Raw genomic sequence first — 21,901 nt, 5'->3', positions numbered from 1 at the left:
GGCGCTCACTCACTCGCTCGGGTCGAGCGCCTCTCTAGCACACAGGTCCGACAATTCGGTGCTCGGAAGCGGTTGAAGATCGCGACCTGTCCACAACCCGCGAGTAATCCACAGATCCACGTCCGCACCCCCATCCCGCCCCGCCGCCGGAGCAACCTGGACCAGCACCCCACGACCCTGGAGGCGAATCCGATGGCCTGGAATTCCACCGTGATCACCGTTGTTGGCAATGTGGCCAGCGACGTCAGCTACAAGATCACCGACGACGGCAGGAGCAACGCGTTCTTCCGCATCGCGTCGACCGAGCGCAGGTACAACACGTCGGTCGGCGACTGGGAGGACGGTGAGACGCTGATGCTCGGCGTCACGTGCTGGCGCAAGCTCGCGGACACCGTGCGCGGCACGGTGACCAAAGGTGATCCGCTGGTGGTCCAGGGCAAGCTGCGGACGCGCTTCTACGAGAAGGACGACCAGAAGAAGACGGCGCTCAACGTGGACGCGCTCAACATCGGTCTCGATCTCGGCCGCGTGCAGTCACTGGGTTCCGCTGCGGTCGTTGAGCCCCGCGTGAGCGAAGATCTCGCGGGAGTTCCGGCGGCGGTGCCGGCGCCGTTCTGATCTTGCGCTATTCGGAGCAACCCGGCTCCGGGACTTCGGGAACACACGCGATCCGGCTGCACCGCCGGAGATGATGTACGCACTGCGATCCGAGAAGGAGGGAAGCTCGTAGATCGGGGCCGACGAGGACCGATCGCCGAAGGTCGTTCACGTTCGAACGGAACGGGCTGGTCACCGTGTCGCGTGACGCTCGATCCGGGGGTGGACACCTGCTTGTCGGCGACCGAGGTCAGTGGCCTCCGGGCACCGCTCTACGATCGCCGCCATGGCCGAGTTCATCTACACCATGAAAAAGGTGCGCAAGGCGCACGGTGACAAGGTCATCCTCGATGACGTCACGATCATGTTCTACCCCGGCGCGAAGATCGGTGTGGTCGGTCCCAACGGCGCCGGCAAGTCGAGCGTGCTCAAGATCATGGCGGGGTTGGACACGCCCAACAACGGCGAGGCGTACCTGGCGCCCGGCTACACCGTGGGCATCCTGCAGCAGGAACCGCCGCTCAACGAGGAGAAGACCGTCCTCGGCAACGTCCAGGAGGGCCTGGGCGAGATCAAGGTGAAGCTCGACCGCTTCAACGAGATCGCCGAGCTGATGGCGACCGACTACTCCGACGAGCTGATGGAGGAGATGGGCAAGCTCCAGGAGGAGCTCGACCACGCCGACGCGTGGGACCTCGACTCCCAGCTGGAGCAGGCGATGGACGCCCTGCGCTGCCCGCCCCCCGACGCCGACGTCACCAAGCTCTCCGGTGGTGAGCGCCGCCGCGTCGCGCTGTGCAAGCTGCTGCTGAGCAAGCCCGACCTGCTGCTGCTCGACGAGCCCACCAACCACCTGGACGCGGAGAGCGTCCTGTGGCTGGAGCAGCACCTCGCGCAGTACGCCGGCGCCGTGCTCGCCGTCACCCACGACCGGTACTTCCTGGACAACCTGGCCGAGTGGATCCTCGAGATCGACCGCGGCCGGACCCACCCGTACGAGGGCAACTACTCCACCTACCTGGAGAAGAAGGCCGAGCGTCTCGCGGTCCAGGGCAAGAAGGACCAGAAGCTGCAGAAGCGCCTCAAGGACGAGCTGGAGTGGGTGCGCTCCGGCGCCAAGGCCCGCCAGGCCAAGTCCAAGGCACGTCTCGACCGCTACGAGGAGATGGCGGCCGAGGCGGAGAAGACCCGCAAGCTCGACTTCGAGGAGATCCAGATCCCGCCGGGCCCGCGTCTGGGCAGCGTCGTGGTGGAGGTCGACAAGCTCAAGAAGGGCTTCGGCGACCGCGTCCTGATCGACGGCCTGTCGTTCACGTTGCCGCGCAACGGCATCGTCGGCGTCATCGGCCCGAACGGCGTCGGCAAGACCACTCTGTTCAAGACGATCGTCGGGCTCGAGAAGCCGGACGATGGCGGCGTGAAGGTCGGCGAGACGGTCCTGCTGTCCTACGTCGACCAGAACCGCGGCGGCATCGACCCGAAGAAGAACGTGTGGGAGGTCGTGTCCGGCGGACTCGACTACATCCACGTCGGCAACGTCGAGATGCCGTCCCGCGCGTACGTCAGCGCGTTCGGCTTCAAGGGTGCGGACCAGCAGAAGCCCGCGGGTGTGCTGTCCGGTGGTGAGCGCAACCGCCTGAACCTCGCGCTCACGCTCAAGCTCGGCGGCAACCTGATCCTGCTGGACGAGCCGACGAACGACCTGGACGTCGAGACCCTGGGCTCGCTGGAGAACGCTCTCGAGCAGTTCCCCGGCTGCGCCGTGGTGATCTCCCACGACCGGTGGTTCCTCGACCGCGTCGCCACGCACATCCTCGCGTGGGAGGGCACCGACGAGGACCCGTCGAAGTGGTACTGGTTCGAAGGCAACTTCGAGGGGTACGAGAAGAACAAGCTCGAGCGCTTGGGTGCCGAGGCCGCTCGGCCACACCGTGTCACCTACCGCAAGTTGACACGAGACTGAGAGGGCAACGGCGACGTCGTGGCGGCGAGGGGCGAGACGCAGGCGAACGTCGAGGTGGGCACGCTGGTCGTGCCCGCCTGGCAGCTGCGTTGGCGGGCACCGGAGCTCGCTCTGGTGCTGGGTGAGCGCGCCTTGGCGCTCGCCTCCGCTCGTCAGGACGACGCCGACCGGTTGCGAGCCGAGGCGCTCGTGGTCTTCGCGGGCAACCGCGTGGGCCGCGGCGTCCGGATCGCCGAGCGCGCGCTCGACGCGCTCAAGGCGGCCGAGAAGATCGGCGCCCACGAGACGGCGTGGCTGCTGCGGGTCGAACTGGCGGCGTGCGCGCGCTCGGTGGGCGCGCCGCTGACGGGCTTCGCGGCGGTCATGCCCGTCCTGGAAGCACCGGACGTGCCCGCGGAACTGCGGGCCTCCGCCCTGGTGCAGGCCAGCGAATGTCTGGTCACCGTCGGCCGAGGTGACGAGCCGACGCACGCACTCGCCGAGGCCGACCAGCTCTACGTCGCCGACACCGAGCTCGACGAGGACATGCGGCTGGTGCTGCGCGGGCTGATCCGCGCCGTGCAGGCCGCGCAGCACCGGCGGTGGGGCGACATCGCCGCCGCCATCGGTGCCGCCCGCGAAGGTCTCGACCTGCTGAGCAGGCTCGCCGACCAGTCGGCGGACAGCGGCCAGGCCCACGGCCGGCTCACACTCGAGCTGGTGCTCGCGTTGATGGACGCGAACCGCATGCTCGACGCGAGCGCCGTGGGCGGCCCGATGCTCGACCGCCCGGTGCGCGCACCGGGCGCCTCCACCGCGGGCTGGCTCCGGCTGGCCCTGGCCACCAGGGTGCACCTGCCCGCCGGCCGGGTCGCCGTGGCCCGCGACATGCTGGCCGACGCCGCCGCCAGCGCCGAACGCCACCAGCTCGACACCCTGCTCGCCGAAAGCCTGCTGGCGCTCGCCCACGTGCACGAGGTGTCCGGCGAGCTCGCCGACGCCCTCACCAACCTGCGCGCCGCGCACGCCGCCGAACGCCGCCGCCCGCGCCGTCTACGCCGTGCGCGCCAGGCTCGCCGCGGAGTTCTCCGGCGTCCACCGCCAGCCGGCCGACCTGCACCAGCAGCTCGCAGGCCTGCTCCGCCCGGTCGAGGGCTTCACCAGGCCCACCGACGGCATCCTGCCCGCGGCTCTGAAGCAGCAGCTCCGCCAGTGGCGACCCGTCCAGGTGCGCAAGGGCGACGGCCTCAAGGTCAAGCGCGCCCGCCGGGCTGCCGAAGACATGACGGTGGAGGGTCTGTCCGCGGCACGCGCACACGCCGCTGATCGCTGGCGCATGGTCCAACCCTTCGGCGAGCCCGACGACAAGGCCCCGGAACCCGCCGAGCCGCCGTCCTCCTCCGAACGCACCGTCCCCGCTTCCGGCCTCATCGCCTCCGCCGGCGCCATGGTCAGCGGCCGCCGCCGCGCCGCACGCGTGGCCGCGGGCGAAATCCAGGACACCGACCGCACTCCGACCGCCGCGGCCTCCGCCCCGCCTCCGACGCCCGCCGCTTCCGCGTTCCAGGCCGAACCCACGCCAGTCGAACCGCTCCCGGCCGAACCGCCGTCAGCCGAGTCGCCGTCATCGGAGTCGTTGTCGGCCGAGTCGGCGCTGACTCCCGACCAGATCCGCAAGCGCAAGGTCGAACAGCAGCTGATGGAGCTGCAGCGCGAGGCCCGCCGCCAGATCGAGGTCGAGCGCCAGGCCCGCGCCGAGGAGCGTGCCAAGGCTGAACGCGCGGCCCGCCAGGCCGCGGAGGAAGCCGCGCGCCGGGAAGCGGCTCTGCAAGAAGCGGCCCGTCAGGAGGCCGCCCGCCAGGAAGCCGCCCGCCAGGAGGCGGCGCGTCACGAGGCCGCCCGTCAGGAGGCTCTGCGGGAGGCGGCTCGTCAGGAAGCCGCCCGCGAGGAAGCGGCCGCGCAGGAGGTCGCCCGTCAGGAAGCGGCCCTGCAGGAGGCCGCGCGCGAGGTGGCGGCGAGGGAAGCTGCTCGGCTCGAGGCCGTTCGCGCTCAAGCCGCCCGCGTGGAAGCTGCACGTCTGCACGCCGCCCGGCAGGAAGCCGAGCGTCAAGAGGCCGTGCGTCAAGAGGCAGCGCGCGAAGAAGCCGCGCGTCAGGAAGCCCTCCGCCTGGTGGCCGAACGTGAGGAGGCCGCCCTGCGCGAGGCAGCCCGCCACGAGGCCGCCCGCGCCGCGACTCGGGAGTCCGCCCCGGCGAACGACCCGTCCGGCGGCGAGGCCACCCTCCGCACCGAGTCGCTCCGCTCCCAGACGCCCGGCGGTGACTCGCCGCTGTCCCGTTCCGCACAGGAAAGCGTCCTCGACAAGCTCAAAGCCCAGGGCCTGCGCGCCGGCGGCCGCCGCGCCCCGGAAGGCGCCGACGCCGCTGCCCCACAACCCGAAGCCTCTTCCTGGCGCGTCGACCCGCCCGCACGCCTCAGCGACGACCGCGCACCGGCCTTCTCCGACGACGGCCCCGACCCCACGTCGTCCCAGTCGTTCCACGTCGACCTCACCACCCCGCCAACCCGTTTCGGCGACGAGCCGCTGGCCCCCACCGGCACGAACTACTTCGCGGACGCCGACGCACCGGCCTCGTCCGACTCGCCGGACCGCTCCACCCGGCCCGGTCTCGCGGCGGCCTTCTCGCGGCCACCGTCCGCACCCGACTTCGGCCCGCACATCGACGACCCGTCGATCCCCGCTCCGCCCACGTTCGGCGCGCCCATCCCGGACCCCGCGTACCCGCTGTTCACCCCGGCATCCGGCTTCCCCGCCGCCACGGCACCCGCCCGACAGGAGCCCAACCGACAGGAGCCCGCCCAGCCGGGCTCGGGCCAGTCGGGCTCGGGCCAGTCGGGGTCCGGCCAGTCGGGGTCCGGTCAGCCGAGGTTTGATCAGTCGGGGTCTGGCCAGTCGAGGTCCGGCCATACTGGGCCCGCTCATTCGGAGCTCGCCCGATCGGAGCCTGCCCAGCTCGAGCCCGACGAACTGGACCTGCCTGAGCTGAGGCTGCCGGAGCTGGACTTCAGCTCACTCGACCTCAGCGACCTCGCCTCGCGCTCGCACCCTGCCAAACACGACTGGTCGACCACCTCCATCCCGTCCCCGGAACCGGTCGAGACTCCGAACCCGTCCCAGCCGCACCCCACCGAGCCCGCGCCAGACCCCGCCCCGCTGCCGCCCATCCCAGACGCGGTGCCGTCGGTCCCGGTCCCGGACGAGATCCCGCAACCCTCCGAGCCGGACCTGCTCTCGAGCACATTCCTGAGCGCCGCCGATGTCGACGACGACCTCGCCGACCTCCCCACCGCGCCCCTCACCGTCACCCCCGCGGCCGACGACCACACCGCCTGGGCACCCGACGCAGCGACCGAGCCGGTGCCGAACGTCGGGGTGGACACGCCAGCCGGGGCCCCTGAGCAGGTCGGCCTGACCGGCGGTGAGAGGTCGGGGTTGGCGGCGGACGCAGAACCGGCCGTCCCCAAGACCTCAGCGGAGACCGCCTCGGCGGAACCCACCTCGGTGGGGCAGGCGGAGACTGGTGACGAGTCGGAGACGAGGCGGTCGACGGGACGGCCGAGCAGCCGTCGCAAGCCGAGCGACCTGAGCCTCGCCGACCTGCTGGCCGAGGCACTGGTCGCGTACGAGACCGGCCGTCGCGAGGACGAGGAACACCTCCACGCCACCGACATCGCCGTCCCGGAGTGGTCAGCCGCCGAGGGTGACGGGCTGGCGCCGTCCGATCTGCCGCCCGCGCTCGACCTGCCGGTCACGTCAGACCTGCCGCCCAGCCAAGGCGTGCCGTTGGCGCAGGATCTGGCGCTGTCGCAGGGCACGCCACTGGCACAGGACCTGCCGCTGTCGCGGGACGTGCCGCTGGCACAGGACGTGGCGCTGTCGCAGGGCGTGCCGTTCGCGCAGGACCTGCCGCTGACACAGGATGTGCCGCCGATGCGGGGCGTGCCGCTGATCGGGGACCAGCCGCTCGGCCAGGACCAGATGCTCAACCGGAACCAGCCGTCCGGTCATGAGCAGCTGTTCGGCCAGGGCCACTCGTCCGATCAGGACCAGCTGTTCGACCAGGGCATGCCCCCGACGCCGAGCCACCCCCTGTCGGAGACACCACCGCTGCTGGAGACGCCGCCGCTGCCGGAACTACCCCCGCTGCCGGAGCCCCAGACCGGCAACGGCCAACCGTTCCCGCTGGGTCGGCCGTCCTTCGCCGACCAGCCGTTCGTGCCAGGCCACCTGCTGGGTTCGGGACAGCCGTTCGGCGCCGAGCCTTCGTTGCCGTCGTTCGGTTCGCCCGCACAGGCAGGATCGCTCCCGGACCAGTCCTCGGCACCACCGGCCGCTGACACCGTGGCAGCGTCCGCGGCCGGCCGAGCAGGGCCGGTCACCGAGGAGGAGACGACCGGGCCGATCGTCCCCGTGGGTGCGTCGGCGGACAACGAGACCACCGGCCCCATCCGCCGGGTGCAGACCGACGGTGTGGGCGGCTGGACGTTACCGGGCACGTAGCCGGATTGCCCGGAATTCGGGTGGAGGACCGCGCGCGAGGGGTGGAACGTAATTCGTTGTTCTGCCGTCCGCGGTGGCTCGGCCGCCCCATGAACTCGATCGTGTGTGTCGTGGCGCGGGACCAAGTCCGAAGGTGTGGCGCTTGTCGCGTGCGCCGGTTCTGGGATTGCGTCCACGATGCGGAATGCCTTGTCCCCACTGATGAAGTGACTCGATTCAGCCCTCGATTCAGTGGTTCGTCAGTGCCCCTCCCGTTGCCGGGAACGGCTGCCGCCCCATCTAGGGTGGGGGCGGACCCGGCACACAGAGGTGCCGGATAGCGTGGAGTCGCCTGAAGATGACCTCGACTGGAGCCCCGACCCGAACCGACGACGTCTCCGCGGTGAGCACCGCGGACGGCGGGAGTCGACCGGCCAGTCCTGAGCAGGTCCGTGACGAGCTGATCGAACGGGCCGCCGCCAATGCCCCCGAACTCGCTGATCTGATTCGCCTCTTCTACCGCCATGTGCCCGCCGAGGAAGTCAACGACGACGACCCGGTGGACCTGGTCGGTGCGGTGCGGTCGAACTACCAGCTGGCCGAGAGCCGTGTGCCCGGGAGGGCCGCGGCGCGGATCTTGAACCCGACACGCACGCAGGACGGCTGGCAGTGTCCCGTCACGGTCGTGCAGGTCGTGACCGACGACATGCCGTACCTGGTCGACTCGGTCGCGTCCGAGCTGACCCGCGGTGGTGTGCAGGTGCAGCGGGTCGTGCACCCGATCGTCGTGGTGCGGCGTGACCCGGTGACCGGTGAGCTCCTCGAAGTGCTGCCGACCGCAGACCCGGCCGACCCGCCCGCCGACGCGCTCGCCGAGTCGTGGATGAACATCGAGGTCGACCTCCTCACCGACGCCGACCGGGCGCGGGAGCTGGAGTCGCGGCTGTTGACGGTGCTGACCGACGTCCGCGAGGTCGTCGAGGACACCGACCGGATGGCGTCGACGGCGTTGCAGCTGGCCGACGAGCTGGAGAAGGACACGTCCGACGAGGCGTGCGCGGACGCGGCGAAGCTCCTGCGGTGGCTGGCGGACGGGCACTTCACGTTCATGGGCTACCGGCAGTACGAGCTGGTCAAGGAAGGCGACGACCCGGCGCTGCGGGCCGTGCTCGCGAGCGGGCTGGGTGTGCTGCGGCAGGACAGCCTCGCGGCGCGGAGGCTGACCGAGGGGCCGGACAACGGCGCTCAGGCGCTCAGCCCGGAGCTGCTGGTGCTGACGCAGGCGAGTGCGCAGAGCAGCGTGCACCGCAGCGTCTACCCGTACTACGTGGGCGTGAAGACGTTCGACGCAGAGGGGAACGTGACCGGGGAGCACCGGTTCCTCGGCATCTTCAGCACCACCGCGTTGCACGAGGACGTGCTGGACATCCCGGTGATCGAACGCCGGGTGCGCGACGTGATCCACCGCGCGGGCTTCCCGCTGCAGTCGTACTCGGGCCAGCGGATGCTCGAGGTGATCCAGAACTACCCGCGCACCGAGCTGTTCTCGGTCGACGAGGAGTGGCTCTACCAGACCACCACGGGTGTCATCGCCCTCGCGGAACGCCGCCGGCTGCGGCTGTTCCTGCGGCGTGACCCGTACGGGCGCTTCTTCTCGTGCCTGGTGTACCTGCCGCGCGACCGCTACACGACGACGAGCCGGCTCGCGATGCAGGAGGTGCTGCTCGCCGAGCTCGGCGGGCTGAACCTCGAGTACAGCGCGCGCATCGGCGAATCGGCGCTGGCCCGCGTGCACTTCATGGTGCACACCGACCCGCAGCGCACGCTGGAGCCGGACACGCAGGCCATCCAGCACAAGCTCGCCGAGGCTGTGCGCAGCTGGGACGACCGCATGGTCGAGGCCGTCGGTGGTGGCGACCTCGGTGCCGAGTCGGCCACGGAGCAGGGCCAGCGGTTCGCCTCGGTCTTCCCGGAGGCCTACAAGGAGGACTTCCCGGCCTCCACCGGCCTGGAGGACTACCGCCGCATCGAGGCGCTCGTGCCGGGCGACCTCGACATGGTGTTCTACGTGCCGGAGAACGCGGAGCCGGGGGAGCGGCGCTTCAAGCTGTTCGTGACCGGCACCGGCATCACCCTGTCCGACGTGCTGCCGATGCTGCAGCGCATGGGCGTGATCGTGGTCGACGAGCGGCCGTACGAGATCGCGCGCGAGGACGGCGTGCAGTGCTGGATCTACGACTTCGGCCTGCGCATCGACAAGGCCGCGCTCGCGCAGCTGTCCGAGGCCGACCTCGACAACGTGCGCGTGCGCTTCCAGGACGCGTTCGCCGCGGTCTGGCGCGGTGAGGCCGAGGTCGACCGGTTCAACTCGCTGGTGCTGCAGGCCGGGCTGACCTGGCAGCAGGCCGCGATGCTGCGCGCGTACGCGAAGTACCTGCGCCAGGCCGGTACGCCGTACTCGCAGGACTACATCGAGGACGCGGTGCTCAGCCACACCTCCGTGGCGATCGCCCTCGTCGCGCTGTTCGAGTCGCGGTTCGACCCGCGGCTCGACGACGCCACGCGCACCGACCGGACCGAGACGATGGTCGTCGAGACCGGCAAGCTGATCGACGACGTGACGAGCCTCGACGCGGACCGGATCCTGCGCAGCCTGCTCACGCTGATCAACGCCACGCTGCGGACGAACTACTTCTTCCACGACGCCGACGGCAACGCGCGGCCGTACCTGTCGGTCAAGCTCGACCCGCAGGCGATCCCGGACCTGCCGCAGCCGCGGCCGAAGTTCGAGATCTTCGTGTACTCGCCGCGCATCGAGGGCGTGCACCTGCGCTTCGGCAGCGTCGCGCGCGGTGGTCTGCGCTGGTCGGACCGCCGGGAGGACTTCCGCACGGAGATCCTCGGCCTGGTCAAGGCGCAGGCCGTGAAGAACGCCGTGATCGTGCCGGTCGGCGCGAAGGGCGGGTTCGTGGTCAAGAAGCCGATCGCCCCGACGGGCGACCCCGGCATCGACCGCGAGAACTTCATGTCCGAGGGCATCGCCTGCTACAAGATGTTCATCTCGGGCCTGCTCGACCTCACCGACAACCTGGTCAACAACGAGGTCGTGCCCGCGCCGCAGGTCGTGCGCTACGACGGCGACGACACCTACCTGGTGGTGGCCGCGGACAAGGGCACCGCGACGTTCTCCGACATCGCGAACGGCGTGTCGCAGAGCTACGGCTTCTGGCTCGGTGACGCGTTCGCCTCCGGTGGCTCGATCGGTTACGACCACAAGGCCATGGGCATCACGGCCAAGGGCGCGTGGGAGAGCGTGAAGCGCTCGTTCCGCGAGCTGGGCGTCGACACCCAGACCGAGGAGTTCACGGTCGTCGGCATCGGCGACATGAGCGGTGACGTGTTCGGCAACGGCATGATGCTGTCCGAGCACATCCGGCTCGTGGCCGCGTTCGACCACCGGCACATCTTCATCGACCCGAACCCGGTCGCGGCGGCCTCGTTCGCCGAGCGGGTGCGGCTGTTCACCGTTCCGCGCTCCTCGTGGGACGACTACGACCGCACGCTGATCAGCGAGGGCGGCGGCATCTTCCCGCTCACCGCGAAGTCGATCCCGATCTCCGAGCAGGCCCGCGTCGCGCTGGGGCTGCCCGACGGCGTCGAGAAGCTGTCCCCGCCGGAGCTCAAGAAGGCGATCCTGCTCGCGCCGGTCGACCTGCTCTGGAACGGCGGCATCGGCACCTACGTCAAGTCCTCGACCGAGTCGCACGCCGACGTCGGCGACAAGGCCAACGACGCGATCCGCGTCAACGGCGCCGACCTGCGCGTCAAGGTCATCGGTGAGGGCGGCAACCTGGGCCTGACCCAGCGCGGCCGCATCGAGTTCGCGCGTGCCGGTGGCAAGGTCAACACCGACGCGCTCGACAACTCCGCCGGCGTCGACTGCTCCGACCACGAGGTCAACATCAAGATCCTGCTGGACCACCTGGTCCGGGAGGGCTCGCTGGAACAGCAGCAGCGCAACGACGTCCTCGCCGAGATGACCGACGAGGTCGGCGAGCTCGTGCTGGCGGACAACTACTCGCAGAACAACGTGCTGGGCGTCAGCCGGGCGCACGCGGGCCCGATGCTGTCGGTGCACGCGCGGCTCACCGCCGACCTGGAGGCCCGCGGTGCGCTCAACCGCGAGCTGGAGGCGATGCCGAGCCCGGCGGAGTTCAAGGCGCTGGAGAAGGCAGGCCAGGGCCTGACCTCGCCGGAGCTCGCCACGCTGCTCGCCTTCACCAAGCTCACGCTCAAGGAAGAGCTGCTGGCGAGCGACATCCCGACGATCGACACGTTCACCCGCAAGCTGCCGACCTACTTCCCGAGCCTGCTGCGCGAACGCTTCGGCGCCGCGATCCCGAACCACCCGCTGGCCCGCGAGATCATCACCACCGTCGTGGTCAACGAGGTCGTCGACGGTGGCGGCATCTCCTACGCGTTCCGCCTCACCGAGGAGATGAGCGCCTCGGCCACGGACGCGGTCCGCGCGTACGCCGTGGTCACCCAGGTCTTCGACCTGCCGTCGATCTGGCGGGAGATCGAGGCGCTGGACACGGTGGTCGCGACGGAGGTCCAGGACAGCATGGTCCTGGAGACCCGCCGGCTGCTCGACCGCGCGTCGCGCTGGCTGCTGTCGAACCGCCCGCAGCCGATCGCGGTGGGCTCGACGATCAACCGCTTCCGCAGCGTGGTCGAGGAGCTCAGCCCGTTCGCGTTCGACCTGCTGCAGGGCAAGGAGCTCGACGTCGTCGCCGGCAAGGCGGACAGGTACGTCGAACAGGGCGTGCCCGCCGTGCTCGCCCGCAAGGTGGCCGCGCTGCTGTACATGTACGGCCTGCTCGACGTCACCGAGATCGCCGAGCTGGCCGAGCGCGAGTTCGGTCCGACCGGCGGCGCGGGCCCGGAGCGCACGCACCGGGAGACGGCCGAGCTGTACTTCGCGCTGTCCGACCACCTCGACATCGACCACATGCTGGACTCGGTGACGAGCCTGGAACGCGGCAACCGCTGGCACGCGCTGGCCCGGCTGGCGCTGCGCGACGACTTCTACTCGTCGCTGCGGGCCATCTCGGTCGACGTGCTGCGGGCGAGCGACGAGGACGACACGGCGAGCGAGAAGATCGCCAAGTGGGAGCAGGCCAACGCCTCGCGGCTGGCCCGGTCCCGCGGCGCGCTGGCGGAGATCAACCGGGTTCACCAACTGGACCTGGCGACCCTCTCGGTCGCCGCGCGCCAGGTGCGGAGCATGGTCCGGTAGTCCGGGCCGACGGAAACCGGGGCGTCGCGGGTTTTCCGCGGCGCCCCGGTGCGTTCTCAGACGACCTGGTCCAGCTCGGCGCGCTGCATGATCGCGCGTGCCCAGTACGCCCAGCACCGCCGCCATGTTCGACGACGCTCTGCGCCGCAGGCGTTATAGACGACCAGGCCTGCTCCACGAATCCGGGTAGGGCTTTCCCCACCTCGGCCGACTGATCGGTAGGGTCCGTGCATGGGTGTCTTCGTCACTGGTGTGCGGCCGCGGTGGTCGGACATGGATGCGTTCGGTCACATCAACCACGCGAACACGGTGACATTGCTGGAAGAGGCCCGCATCGAGCTGTTGTTCACCGAGGCCGCCCGCCACGGGGTGAAGGAGATGGCCGAGGGCATGGTCGTGGCGCGGCTGGTGGTCGACTACCTCGCGCCGATCGTGTTCACCGGCGAGGAGATCGTGGTGGAGATGTCGGTGCGCGAGCTGAGGTCCGCCTCGTTCACCCTCGACTACGTGGTGCGCGGCGGCCGGGAAACGGGTAGCCCGGTGGTCACCAAGGCGGAGACGCTGATGGCCCCCTACAACTTGACGACCGCGCGCCCGCGTCGTCTGACCGAAGCCGAACGCGACTTCCTCGCGGGTTGGCGTGCCGGAGGAAACGGTGCCTGAGCTGGTTTTGGCCGACGCGGCCGAGAGAGACGACCTCGGTGCGTTCGCCGCGCGTGCTGTGCGGTTGGACGGGCAGACGGTTGTGCGTCTGCGCAACCGCGACGAGGAACTGCTGGACGCGTGGGTGGCGACGCCGTTCGACACGCTGGCCACGCGGACCGTTGCGGGGCAGGCGAACCCGGCGGACGTCACGGTGTCCGGGTCGGAGCTGCTGACCGGTCTCGCGGTGATGCGTGACGAACGCATCGATCCCGGTCCGGCCAAGGACCTGATGTGGCGTTCGGCCCTGCCGCCCGCCGACGGCTGGCTGATGGTGGACCGGCTGCCGGTCGAGGTCGTCTCGAAGCTCGCCGACGAGGGCGTGGAGGTGGCGCGGGAGAACACCGGTCCGCAAGGCACGCCGCCCGCCTCGCTGCTCGATCAGACCGTGCTGGTGGTGAGCGGTTCCGGCCTGGACGTGAAGATCCCGCTGCGGTGCCTGTTCGCGTTGTCCGGCATGGGTTTCCTCGGCGAGGACGGCGACGTCAGGGTGACCGCGACGGACTCGTGGCTGCGGATCGACGCGCGCTACGGGGCCGTGGTCAGGCGCCGGCACTCGATGCTGCCGCTGATCGTCTGACGCTACTGCCGGTCGAGCACGAGCTTCGGCCGGGCGGGCAACGCCAGCAACGACAGGCCGCCGAGCACCAGCAGCCCGCCGGCGACCGTGGCCGCGGTGATCTCCTCACCCAGCACGACGACGCCGAGCACGGTCGCCACGACCGGCTCGGCGAGCGTCAGCGTGGCCACGGTCGCGGCGGGCAGCACCTTCAGCCCGGCACCGAACAACAGGTACGCCACCACCGTCGGCACCAGCGCCAGGTACAGCGCGATGGTGATGCCACCGGTGGAGTCGAGGCCGCCCGGCCAGCGCCAGATGAGCATCGGCAACAACAACACCGCGCCCACGCCGAACATAAGCCCCATCGCGCCGTAGGAACGCTGGCCGTTCGCGATCAACCGCGACCCGCCCACCGTGTAGATGCCGTACCCGAGCCCGGCCAGCAACGACGCCGCCACCCCGAGCCACGACACCCCGCTGCCCGCCGGTCAGCACCGCCACGCCCGCGATCGCGCACGCCGTTGCGACCAGCCAGCGAGCCGACGGCGTCTTGCGCGTGATCAGCCACTCGACGATGCCCGCCCACACGGGCCCGGAGCCCAGCGCCACGACCGTGCCGACCGCGACGCCGCTCAGCCGCACGCCGGTGAAGAACCCGAGCTGGTAGGCGACGACCCCGACGGCTCCGGCGATCACGACCGGCCAGGAGAACCGGGTGCCGCGGTAGGCGCCCAACGCCCAGGCGACGGAGATGAGGACGACGCCGGCCAGCACGACGCGGATCGCGCCCACCGCGAGCGGGTCGAGGCCGCCGGGGCCGAGCTCCTGCGCGGTGCCGGTCGTGCCGAAGAGGACGGCGGCGGCGAGGACGGCGAGGACTCCACGGGTGCGCACGCCCGTCATCGTGCGTGCCTTCGGCCGGTGAGGTCGAACGAATTGCGCGGCGGGTTCACGGCTTTGCTCCAAGCTGACGCAGGGGTCCCCCTGAATCGGGAACCCCTGCGTTTCAACGTACTCAGCGGGTCTGACAGTTCTGGGCCAGACGAGGAAGGCCAGGTCAGAAGAGCCAGACCGAGAGATCAGACGAGCCAGACCGCCGTGTCCGGAGGCAGCTGGTCGCCGTCCATCGGCCCCGACGACAGCAGCACCTTCCCCGGCGGCAGCGGCACGGAGGCGCCCGACGTGTTCAGCGCGCAGATCAGCCCGCCGCCCTTGCGCCGGAACGCGAAGCAGCCTGCCGGGGCGCCGTACCACTCCAGCTCGTCGCCGCCGAACGCCGGCGAGTTCTTGCGGTGTTCGAGGGCCTCGCGGTACAGCGAGAGCATCGAGCCGGGGTCCTCCAGCTGTGCCTCCGCGGTGAGGTGGTCCCACTCGTTCGGTTGCGGCAGCCAGGTGTTGACGGCGGTGGAGAAGCCGAACGGCGGGGCGGTGCCCTCCCACGGGATGGGGACCCGGCAGCCGTCGCGGCCGCGTTCGGTGCGCCCGGAGCGTTCCCACGTCGGGTCCTGCAGGGCCCAGTCGGGGAGCTCGACGTTGGGCAGGCCGAGCTCTTCGCCGTTGTACAGGTAGATGACGCCGGGCAGGGCCAGCTCGACCAGGGTCATCGCCCGCGCGCGCTTCTCGCCCAGCGCGCCGCCGCCGTAGCGGGTCACGTGGCGGACGACGTCGTGGTTGGAGAGCGTCCACGTGGCGGGCGTGCCGGTCAGGGCCACCGCGCCGAGCGAGTGCTCGATGGCCGAGCGGACGGCGTCGGCGTCGAAGCCGGCTTCGACCAGGCGGAAGTTGAAGCCCAGATGCAGCTCGTCGGGGCGGACGTAGGCGGCGAAGCGCTCGTCGTCCTTCACCCAGATCTCGCCGACGGCCATGGTGCCGGGGTAGCCGTCCATGACCTTGCGGATCATGCGGTGGATCTCGTGCACGCCGTCGTTGTCGAAGCGCGGGTCGTGCACGTCGTCGGACAGCACGCCGGGGACCTGCGCGCGGATCTCCATGTCCGGCAGGCCGTCGGGCTTGGCCATGCCGTGGGCCACGTCGATGCGGAAGCCGTCGACGCCGCGGTCGAGCCAGAAGCGCAGCGTGTGCTCCAGGTCGGCGCGGACCTCCGGGTGCTCCCAGTTCAGGTCCGGCTGCTCCGGGGCGAACAGGTGCAGGTACCACTGGCCGTCGGGCACGCGGGTCCACGCGGGACCGCCGAAGACCGACACCCAGTTGTTCGGCGGCTGCGAGCCGTCGAAGCCGCGGCCCTCGCGGAAGATGTAGCGGGCGCGCTCCATGCTGCCGGGGCCCGCCTGCAGGGCCTCCTGGAACCACTCGTGCAGGTCGCTCGAGTGGTTCGGGACCAGGTCGACGGTCACCCGGATGTTGTGCTCGTGCGCGTCCGCCACCAGCCGGTCGAACGCGGCCAGGTCGCCGAACAACGGGTCCACGTCACGCGGGTCGGCCACGTCGTAGCCGTGGTCGGCCATCGGCGAGCGGTAGAACGGGGTGAGCCACAGGGCGTCGACCCCGAGCAGTTCCAGGTAGCCCAAGCGGGACCGGATGCCGTCGAGGTCGCCGACGCCGTCGCCGTTGGAGTCGGCGAAGGAACGCACGTAGACCTGGTAGAAGACGGCGTCACGCCACCAGGCGGCCTCTTCGGCGATCTCGGGGCTGAGGTCGGAGGATCGTCGCACGGGGGGTCATCCTGCCATTCGTCTCGCTGCGTAAGGACCCGATCGGGTGATGGGCGATCAAGACCAGCTGTTGATCAGGCTGTTCGCGGCCATCTCCAGGTAGTCCCAGAGCTGCTTGCGGTGAGCTTCGTCCAGGTCGGCGTCGTCGACGGCGATCCTCATGCAGCGCAGCCACGCGTCCCGCTCGACCGGTCCGATCGTGTACGGCACGTGTCGCATTCGCAGCCGGGGGTGTCCCCGGTTCTCCGAGTACGTGTGCGGGCCGCCCCAGTACTGCATCAGGAACAGCCGCAGCCGCTCCTCCGCTGGTCCGAGGTCCTCTTCCGGGTAGAGGGGGAGGAGGATCGGGTCGGCCTTCACCTCTGCGTAGAACCGCGCGACGATGCGGCGGAACGTCTCCTCGCCACCGACCTGTTCGAAGAAGCTAACCGGGTTGCCCACACACCCATCCTGACTCACGCGAGCCACCACGCGCAGGCCGCCCCGGTTGTTGCTTCGGTCATAGGCCGGTGAACTGGCAGGACGCCGGATGATCATCGTCTCGAATGGGTGTTCTACCTCACCCGGCGTCCGCGTTTGAACTCACTTCGCCGTGAAACCGGCCTCTTCCAGCGCCGGCATCAGCTGCGCGCGCAGGTTGCGCTGCACCGCCCACTGGCGGCCTGGCCTGGTCTTCACCGTCACCCGCAGGGTGATGTTCTCCGGCGTGAACTTCTCCACGCCGAGCACCTCGGGCTTCGCGGTGATGTCGGCCTTCAGCGGGTCCTTCTCGGCCACGTCGGCGACCCGGCGCTCCAGCACCTGGGTGGCCTCGGCGAGGTTCGCGCCGTAGCTCAGCGGCAGGTCGACGACCGCGACGGCGAAGCCCTGCGACGAGTTGCCGACGCGCAGGATCTCGCCGTTGCGGACGTACCAGACCGTGCCGCCGGTGTCGCGGATCGTCGTGGTCCGCAGCGCCACCGCCTCGACGGTGCCGGTCGCGGGGCCCAGGTCGACGACGTCGCCGACGCCGTACTGGTCCTCCAGCAGCATGAACATGCCGGACAGGAAGTCCTTGACCAGGTTCTGGGCACCGAAGCCGAGCGCGACGCCCAGGATGCCCGCCGAGGTCAGGATCGGCGTGATGTCCATGCCGACCACGATCATGATCTCCAGGAACGCGATTCCGAAGATCAGGATCGTGACGACGGACTTCAGCACCGACCCGATCGTCTTCGCCCGCTGCTCGCGGCGCTCGGAGATCAGGTTCCCGAGCGCCTGGGGCGCCCGCTCGCGCAACGGCTTCAGCAACCCCGGCTTCTTGCCCTCCTTGCCGGGGATGGTGATCCGGTCGATGACCTTGCGAAGCATGGCCCGCAGCACCATGGCGACGATCAGGATCACCACGATCTTGATCGTGCCCGCGAGGATCATCGGGCCGTACTTGTCCACGAAGCCGACCGCCTCGGCGGCCTTGTTCGAGACGTCATCCACGGGACTCGTCACGTGGTCGTGCCCTCCTACAACTCCATGCCGGTGGCATTCGCGAGAAACGTCAGCTGGTCCACGGCGAGAGCGACCGTCCGGCTGACCGAACGGCCCGCGTGACCGACCTCGGTCTCGCGCCTGATCAGCACGGGGTGCTTCGTCGGATCACTTGCGGAAGCGTGCTGCAGTGCCGCACACATCTTCCTGGCGTGGTTGGGGTCCACACGAGAATCCGACTCGAACACCGTGAACAAGACGGAAGGGTACTCAACGTCCGTTACCACTTGGTGATAAGGCGAGTAGGAGAGCAGCCAGCCCAGCTCCTCGGAAACGCTTGCGCTGCCGTACTCGTCGGCCCACAGCCGCCCGAGCAGGAACTTCTCGTAGCGCACCATGTCGAGCAGTGGCGCTGAGCACACCACGGCGGCGTAGAGATCGGGGCGCTGGGTCAGCGCGGCACCCACGAGCAGGCCGCCGTTGCTGCCGCCCATGATCGACAACTGCTGCGGGGTGGTCCACCCGTCGCGCACGAGGCGCTCGGCGGCGGCGTGGAAGTCGTCGAAGACGTTCTGCTTGTTCTGCCGCATACCGCCGGCGTGCCACTCCTCGCCTTCCTCATCGCCACCGCGCAACGACACGTGCACCCACACGCCGCCTGCCTCGACCCACGCCAGGGTGGTCGCGCTGTAGCCGGGACCGCGGCCGATCGCGAAGCCGCCGTAGCCGGTGAGCAGGGCCGGGCGGGGCAGGTCGGGCTTCTGCTCGCCGCTCACGACGAACATGCGGACCGTCGTGCCGTCCTTCGACTCGTAGGCGATCTGCTGCGTCGTCACGGCCGGCAGCTCGACGTGGCCGGGAGCGGCCTCGTGCAGCACGGTCTGGCCGGTGGTGGCGGAGTAGCGGAACACCGAGGCGGGCGTCACGAAGTCGGTCCACCCGAACCACAGCGCGTCCTGGTCGTGGTCGGTCAGCGCGTCCACGACGGACATGCCGTGCAGCGAACCCGTGCCCGGCATCGGGACCACCTGCAGGTGCGCGCCGGTCTCGGCGTTGTGCAGGTGCAGCTCGGACACGGCGTGGCGGGTGCGCAGCACGACCAGGTCGCCGTTGAGCCAGCGCACGCCGTCGAGCACCGAGTCCGGTTCCTCGCTGATCAGCTCGGTCCACTCGGTGGGGGCCGCCGGGTCGGCCACGCACAGCCGCTGCCGGGGCGCGCCGAGGTTGGTGTGCAGGTAGAGCCGTCCGTCGCGGGCGACGAACGCCGAGCACTGCGCGCCCGCCTCGGACAGGATCACCGGGTTCAGCGCACCGTCGCCGTGCAGGTCCGCGATCCACACCGAGTCGTGCTTCAACGTGCTGGGCGCACCGCTCACGACCAGCCAGCGGCCGTCCTGCGAGACGGTGAGCGAGTAGTAGAAGGTGTGCCCCAGGCCGTCGCCGTGCACGTTGAGGTCGGTCTCCGGGTCGGTGCCGACCCGGTGGCGCCACACGCGGCGGTGGAAGAGCTTCTCGTCCTCCGGCAACAGCGCCGGGTCGAGCTGGCGGACGTAGTAGAACTCCTCGCCGCCGGGCAGCCAGCCGACCGACGAGTAGCGGCACCGGTCGATCGGGCCCTCGACGAGCTCGCCGGTCTCGACGTCCAGCACGTGCAGCAGCGAGTGCTCGTTGCCGCCGACCGACACCTGGTAGGCCAGGCGCGTGCCTTCAAGGCTGGGGGACCAGCTGTCCAGGGTGGTCCCGCCGGACGGGTCCAGCGCGCTCACGTCGAGCAGCACGCGTTCGGTGCCGTCGGTCTCGCGCACGAGGACGACCGGGTGGTCCTGCTCGGGGCCGCGGCGGGTGAAGAACGCCCGGCCGGCGCGCCAGGTCGGCGTGGACACCGAACCCGTGCGCATCAGCTCCTTGAGGCGCGTGCCCAGGCGTTCGCGGCCCGGCATCGCGTCCAGCCAGGAGCGGGCCAGCGAGTCCTGGGCCTGCGACCACGCCTGCGTGCGGGGGTCGGCGGTGTCCTCGAGCCAGCGGTAGGGATCGCTGACCTCGCGGCCGTGGATCTGCTCGACGAGGTTCAGCCGCTCGGCGATCGGGTAGGTGATCGTCGCAGGCAGTGGGGTGGAGGGTGCCTCTGTCACCTTGTCAAGGGTAGCGGGCTCTTGAAAACCATCTCCGATAGGCAGGTGGTTCACCCTGGGTTTGATCACACATCCGTGACGCGTCACTTATCACACGTGATTTTTTCCTGGTATGTGTGGTCTCCTATGGCTGAACCGGTGGAGGTGGTCGCGTGCCAGACCGACAACCGACCCCTATCGGCGCCTCGCTACCAGGCGAGACGGCGCCGACGGTCCCCCCATGCCGAAATCAGCCCGAGCTGCGGGCGGTGCCCGACGGGGACCGGGACGGGGGAGGTTCCGGTCCGACGCCGGCGGTTTTCCCCTGGGGAAGACGCAAGGTCCTGCTGCTGAACGCCACGTTCGAGCCGCTCACGGCGCTGTCGCTGCGCCGGGCGGTGGTCCTGGTGGTGTGCGGAAAAGCCGAGGTCGTGCACGGTGACGCCTCCGGGCTCGTGCTGCACTCGTCGAAGTCCGAGGTGCTCGTGCCCTCGGTGATCCGGCTGAGCAGCTACGTGCGCGTGCCTTACCGCGGCCGGGTGCCGATGACCCGTGCCGGGCTCATGCACCGCGACCGTTACCGCTGTGCCTACTGCGGCGGGCGGGCCGAGACGATCGACCACGTCGTGCCGCGGTCGCGTGGCGGACCTCACACCTGGACGAACTGCGTCGCGTGCTGCGCGAAGTGCAACCACCGCAAGGCGGACAAGCTGCTGTCCGAGCTAGGCTGGAGGCTGCGCGTCGTGCCGGCCGCGCCGCGGGGTCCGCACTGGAGGCTGCTCGCGGGGGTCGCCGAGGCCGATCCGCAGTGGCTGCAGTACCTGGGAGAGCCCGCGGCCTGAGCCGCGTTCGGGTTCGGTGGGTCAGGCCGCGAGGGTGAAGTCGTCGCGGCGTGCCGTGATGCGCACCGAGTCGTCGTGCGCCGTGATGCGCACGGAGTCGTCGTGCGCGGTGATCCGGACCGAGTCGTCGTTCAACGCGGTGATCCGCACGGAGTCGTCCATCGTGATCCGGACGGAGTCGTCGTGCGCGGTGATGCGCACCGAGTCCTCACGCGCCGTGATGCGCACCGAGTCGTCGTGCGCGGTGATCCGAACGGAGTCCTCACGCGCCGTGATCCGGACGGAGTCGGCGCACGTGATCCTGACCGAATCGCTCGCCGTGATGCGCACCGAGTCGTCCATCGTGATGCGCACCGAGTCCGAGGCGGTGATGCGCACGGAATCGGCTGCGGTGATCCGAACGGAGTCGTTCGCCGTGATGCGAACGGAGTCACTTGCGGTGATACGCACCGAATCGTCGGTGTAGCTCGGAAGAGTGATGGACAGGGCCTGGGGGCGGGTCGTCGTGAACATTTCGTGTCCTCCAGGACTCTCGGGGCGGGTGCGCAAGACCCGTATAGGTGAAAAGCTAAGAGGTGGGTGTTCCGGGAACAAGACCCCAAACCGGCACCCGTTCGCATCCGACCGGGTGAGGCCTGACCGGGTGTAACCGCTGCGCCGCACGAGAGCGCTCATTGCCTCTACTGGCCGGTACGGACACGCTGTGTGACACCATTTCCGGCCGAACGTGATGTGCGTCATAGTGCAAATGGCGGGGTCAGGCGCAGTTCCCGGTACTTTTTCCGGTGCTGTGCCTCAAGAACAGGGCTTTCAGGCCGTCGGCCGAGGCTCCGCGAGTGCGAACTCCGCCCGCTGGGCCGGCACCGGTGATCGCCGCCGGAGCACCGTGCCGCTGGTCGTCGCGCGTACGAGAGCGTCAATGGACGGCTCGCACCCGTCCGGGGTCATCGGTTGACGCGTTCGTCGGACGTCCGGGTGACTGGAGTGCTCGCGCCGGGCAGGTCGTCGTTCGGGCCGGTACGACGTCGTCACTGGTAGTTGCCACCGCAATCACCGCGGACCGCTGGGCCGACCAGGTCTTCCTCGCGCGCGAACCGGTGGTCCTCCCGCGGGACCGGTGCGCGGTGGCGCGGGCTCTGCTAGACGTCTCCGCAGCCCTCAGGCGCGCCA

13 protein-coding genes and 1 pseudogene are annotated in these 21,901 nt (G+C 70.1%); 7 read left to right on the top strand and 7 right to left on the bottom strand.

Annotated elements, in window-relative coordinates; genetic code table 11:
• Window positions 1–72: 72 nt before the first annotated feature.
• From ssb to BBK82_RS04855, 6 genes are all read left to right on the top strand, one after another.
• Entirely contained in the window at window positions 73–618 is a 546-nt protein-coding gene (ssb, locus tag BBK82_RS04885) for a single-stranded DNA-binding protein (RefSeq protein WP_154697070.1), read from the top strand.
• 265 nt (window positions 619–883) lie between these two features.
• Complete coding sequence (gene ettA / locus BBK82_RS04880; protein ID WP_065913921.1) at window positions 884–2,560, top strand: energy-dependent translational throttle protein EttA; 1,677 nt, start codon at window positions 884–886, stop codon at window positions 2,558–2,560.
• Window positions 2,561–3,599: 1,039 nt separating this feature from the next.
• The gene (locus tag BBK82_RS49745) at window positions 3,600–7,100 is read left to right on the top strand and encodes a coiled-coil domain-containing protein (protein ID WP_170067867.1); all 3,501 of its coding nucleotides are present in this window, start codon (window positions 3,600–3,602) and stop codon (window positions 7,098–7,100) included.
• Between the two features lie 337 nt (window positions 7,101–7,437).
• On the top strand, window positions 7,438–12,378 hold the full coding sequence (locus tag BBK82_RS04865; RefSeq protein ID WP_065913918.1) for an NAD-glutamate dehydrogenase: 4,941 nt from the start codon (window positions 7,438–7,440) through the stop codon (window positions 12,376–12,378).
• Window positions 12,379–12,609: 231 nt separating this feature from the next.
• Entirely contained in the window at window positions 12,610–13,041 is a 432-nt protein-coding gene (locus BBK82_RS04860; RefSeq protein WP_065913917.1) for an acyl-CoA thioesterase, read from the top strand.
• The gene (locus BBK82_RS04855) at window positions 13,034–13,660 is read left to right on the top strand and encodes a DUF8010 domain-containing protein (protein ID WP_065913916.1); all 627 of its coding nucleotides are present in this window, start codon (window positions 13,034–13,036) and stop codon (window positions 13,658–13,660) included. The genes BBK82_RS04860 and BBK82_RS04855 overlap by 8 nt, the downstream gene beginning before the upstream one ends.
• A 2-nt stretch (window positions 13,661–13,662) precedes the next feature.
• Here the strand turns inward: BBK82_RS04855 and BBK82_RS52640 are convergent, their stop codons facing one another.
• The 6 genes and pseudogenes from BBK82_RS52640 to BBK82_RS04830 form a co-directional block, all read right to left on the bottom strand.
• Window positions 13,663–14,115 carry an EamA family transporter gene (locus BBK82_RS52640; protein ID WP_218920577.1) on the bottom strand — a complete coding sequence of 151 codons (453 nt, stop codon included), beginning with the start codon at window positions 14,113–14,115 and terminating at the stop codon, window positions 13,663–13,665.
• A gap of 73 nt (window positions 14,116–14,188) precedes the next feature.
• Window positions 14,189–14,545 (bottom strand): annotated as a pseudogene (locus tag BBK82_RS56615) (EamA family transporter); the annotation flags it as partial.
• Between the two features lie 176 nt (window positions 14,546–14,721).
• The gene (locus BBK82_RS04845) at window positions 14,722–16,314 is read right to left on the bottom strand and encodes a glycoside hydrolase family 13 protein (protein WP_083267786.1); all 1,593 of its coding nucleotides are present in this window, start codon (window positions 16,312–16,314) and stop codon (window positions 14,722–14,724) included.
• 57 nt (window positions 16,315–16,371) lie between these two features.
• The gene (locus BBK82_RS04840) at window positions 16,372–16,755 is read right to left on the bottom strand and encodes a globin (protein ID WP_065913915.1); all 384 of its coding nucleotides are present in this window, start codon (window positions 16,753–16,755) and stop codon (window positions 16,372–16,374) included.
• Window positions 16,756–16,896: 141 nt separating this feature from the next.
• Window positions 16,897–17,727 carry a mechanosensitive ion channel family protein gene (locus BBK82_RS04835; RefSeq protein WP_065920818.1) on the bottom strand — a complete coding sequence of 277 codons (831 nt, stop codon included), beginning with the start codon at window positions 17,725–17,727 and terminating at the stop codon, window positions 16,897–16,899.
• Between the two features lie 86 nt (window positions 17,728–17,813).
• Window positions 17,814–19,910 (bottom strand): prolyl oligopeptidase family serine peptidase, encoded by a 2,097-nt coding sequence (locus BBK82_RS04830; RefSeq protein ID WP_065913914.1) that lies wholly within the window; start codon window positions 19,908–19,910, stop codon window positions 17,814–17,816.
• Window positions 19,911–20,158: 248 nt separating this feature from the next.
• Between BBK82_RS04830 and BBK82_RS04825 the strand changes: the two genes are divergently transcribed.
• The gene (locus BBK82_RS04825; RefSeq protein WP_154697068.1) at window positions 20,159–20,731 is read left to right on the top strand and encodes an HNH endonuclease; all 573 of its coding nucleotides are present in this window, start codon (window positions 20,159–20,161) and stop codon (window positions 20,729–20,731) included.
• Window positions 20,732–20,752: 21 nt separating this feature from the next.
• On the opposite strand, the gene BBK82_RS04820 is transcribed toward BBK82_RS04825, so the two are convergent.
• Window positions 20,753–21,244 carry a DUF2345 domain-containing protein gene (locus tag BBK82_RS04820; protein WP_065913913.1) on the bottom strand — a complete coding sequence of 164 codons (492 nt, stop codon included), beginning with the start codon at window positions 21,242–21,244 and terminating at the stop codon, window positions 20,753–20,755.
• Window positions 21,245–21,901 lie beyond the last annotated feature (657 nt).

This window comes from Lentzea guizhouensis, assembly GCF_001701025.1.
Taxonomy (GTDB): Bacteria; Actinomycetota; Actinomycetes; order Mycobacteriales; family Pseudonocardiaceae; genus Lentzea; species Lentzea guizhouensis.
Note: the sequence above shows the minus strand (reverse complement) of the source record. Positions and strands in the feature narration are given on the sequence as shown.

What these genes read in the sequence shown, in the direction of transcription:
- ettA (WP_065913921.1), top strand. Translation starts at nt 884, where the DNA reads ATGGCCGAGTTCATCTACACCATGAAAAAGGTGCGCAAGGCGCACGGT.
- BBK82_RS04865 (WP_065913918.1), top strand. Translation starts at nt 7,438, where the DNA reads ATGACCTCGACTGGAGCCCCGACCCGAACCGACGACGTCTCCGCGGTG.
- BBK82_RS04860 (WP_065913917.1), top strand. Translation starts at nt 12,610, where the DNA reads ATGGGTGTCTTCGTCACTGGTGTGCGGCCGCGGTGGTCGGACATGGAT.
- BBK82_RS04835 (WP_065920818.1), bottom strand. Translation starts at nt 17,727, where the DNA reads ATGATCCTCGCGGGCACGATCAAGATCGTGGTGATCCTGATCGTCGCC.
- BBK82_RS04820 (WP_065913913.1), bottom strand. Translation starts at nt 21,244, where the DNA reads ATGTTCACGACGACCCGCCCCCAGGCCCTGTCCATCACTCTTCCGAGC.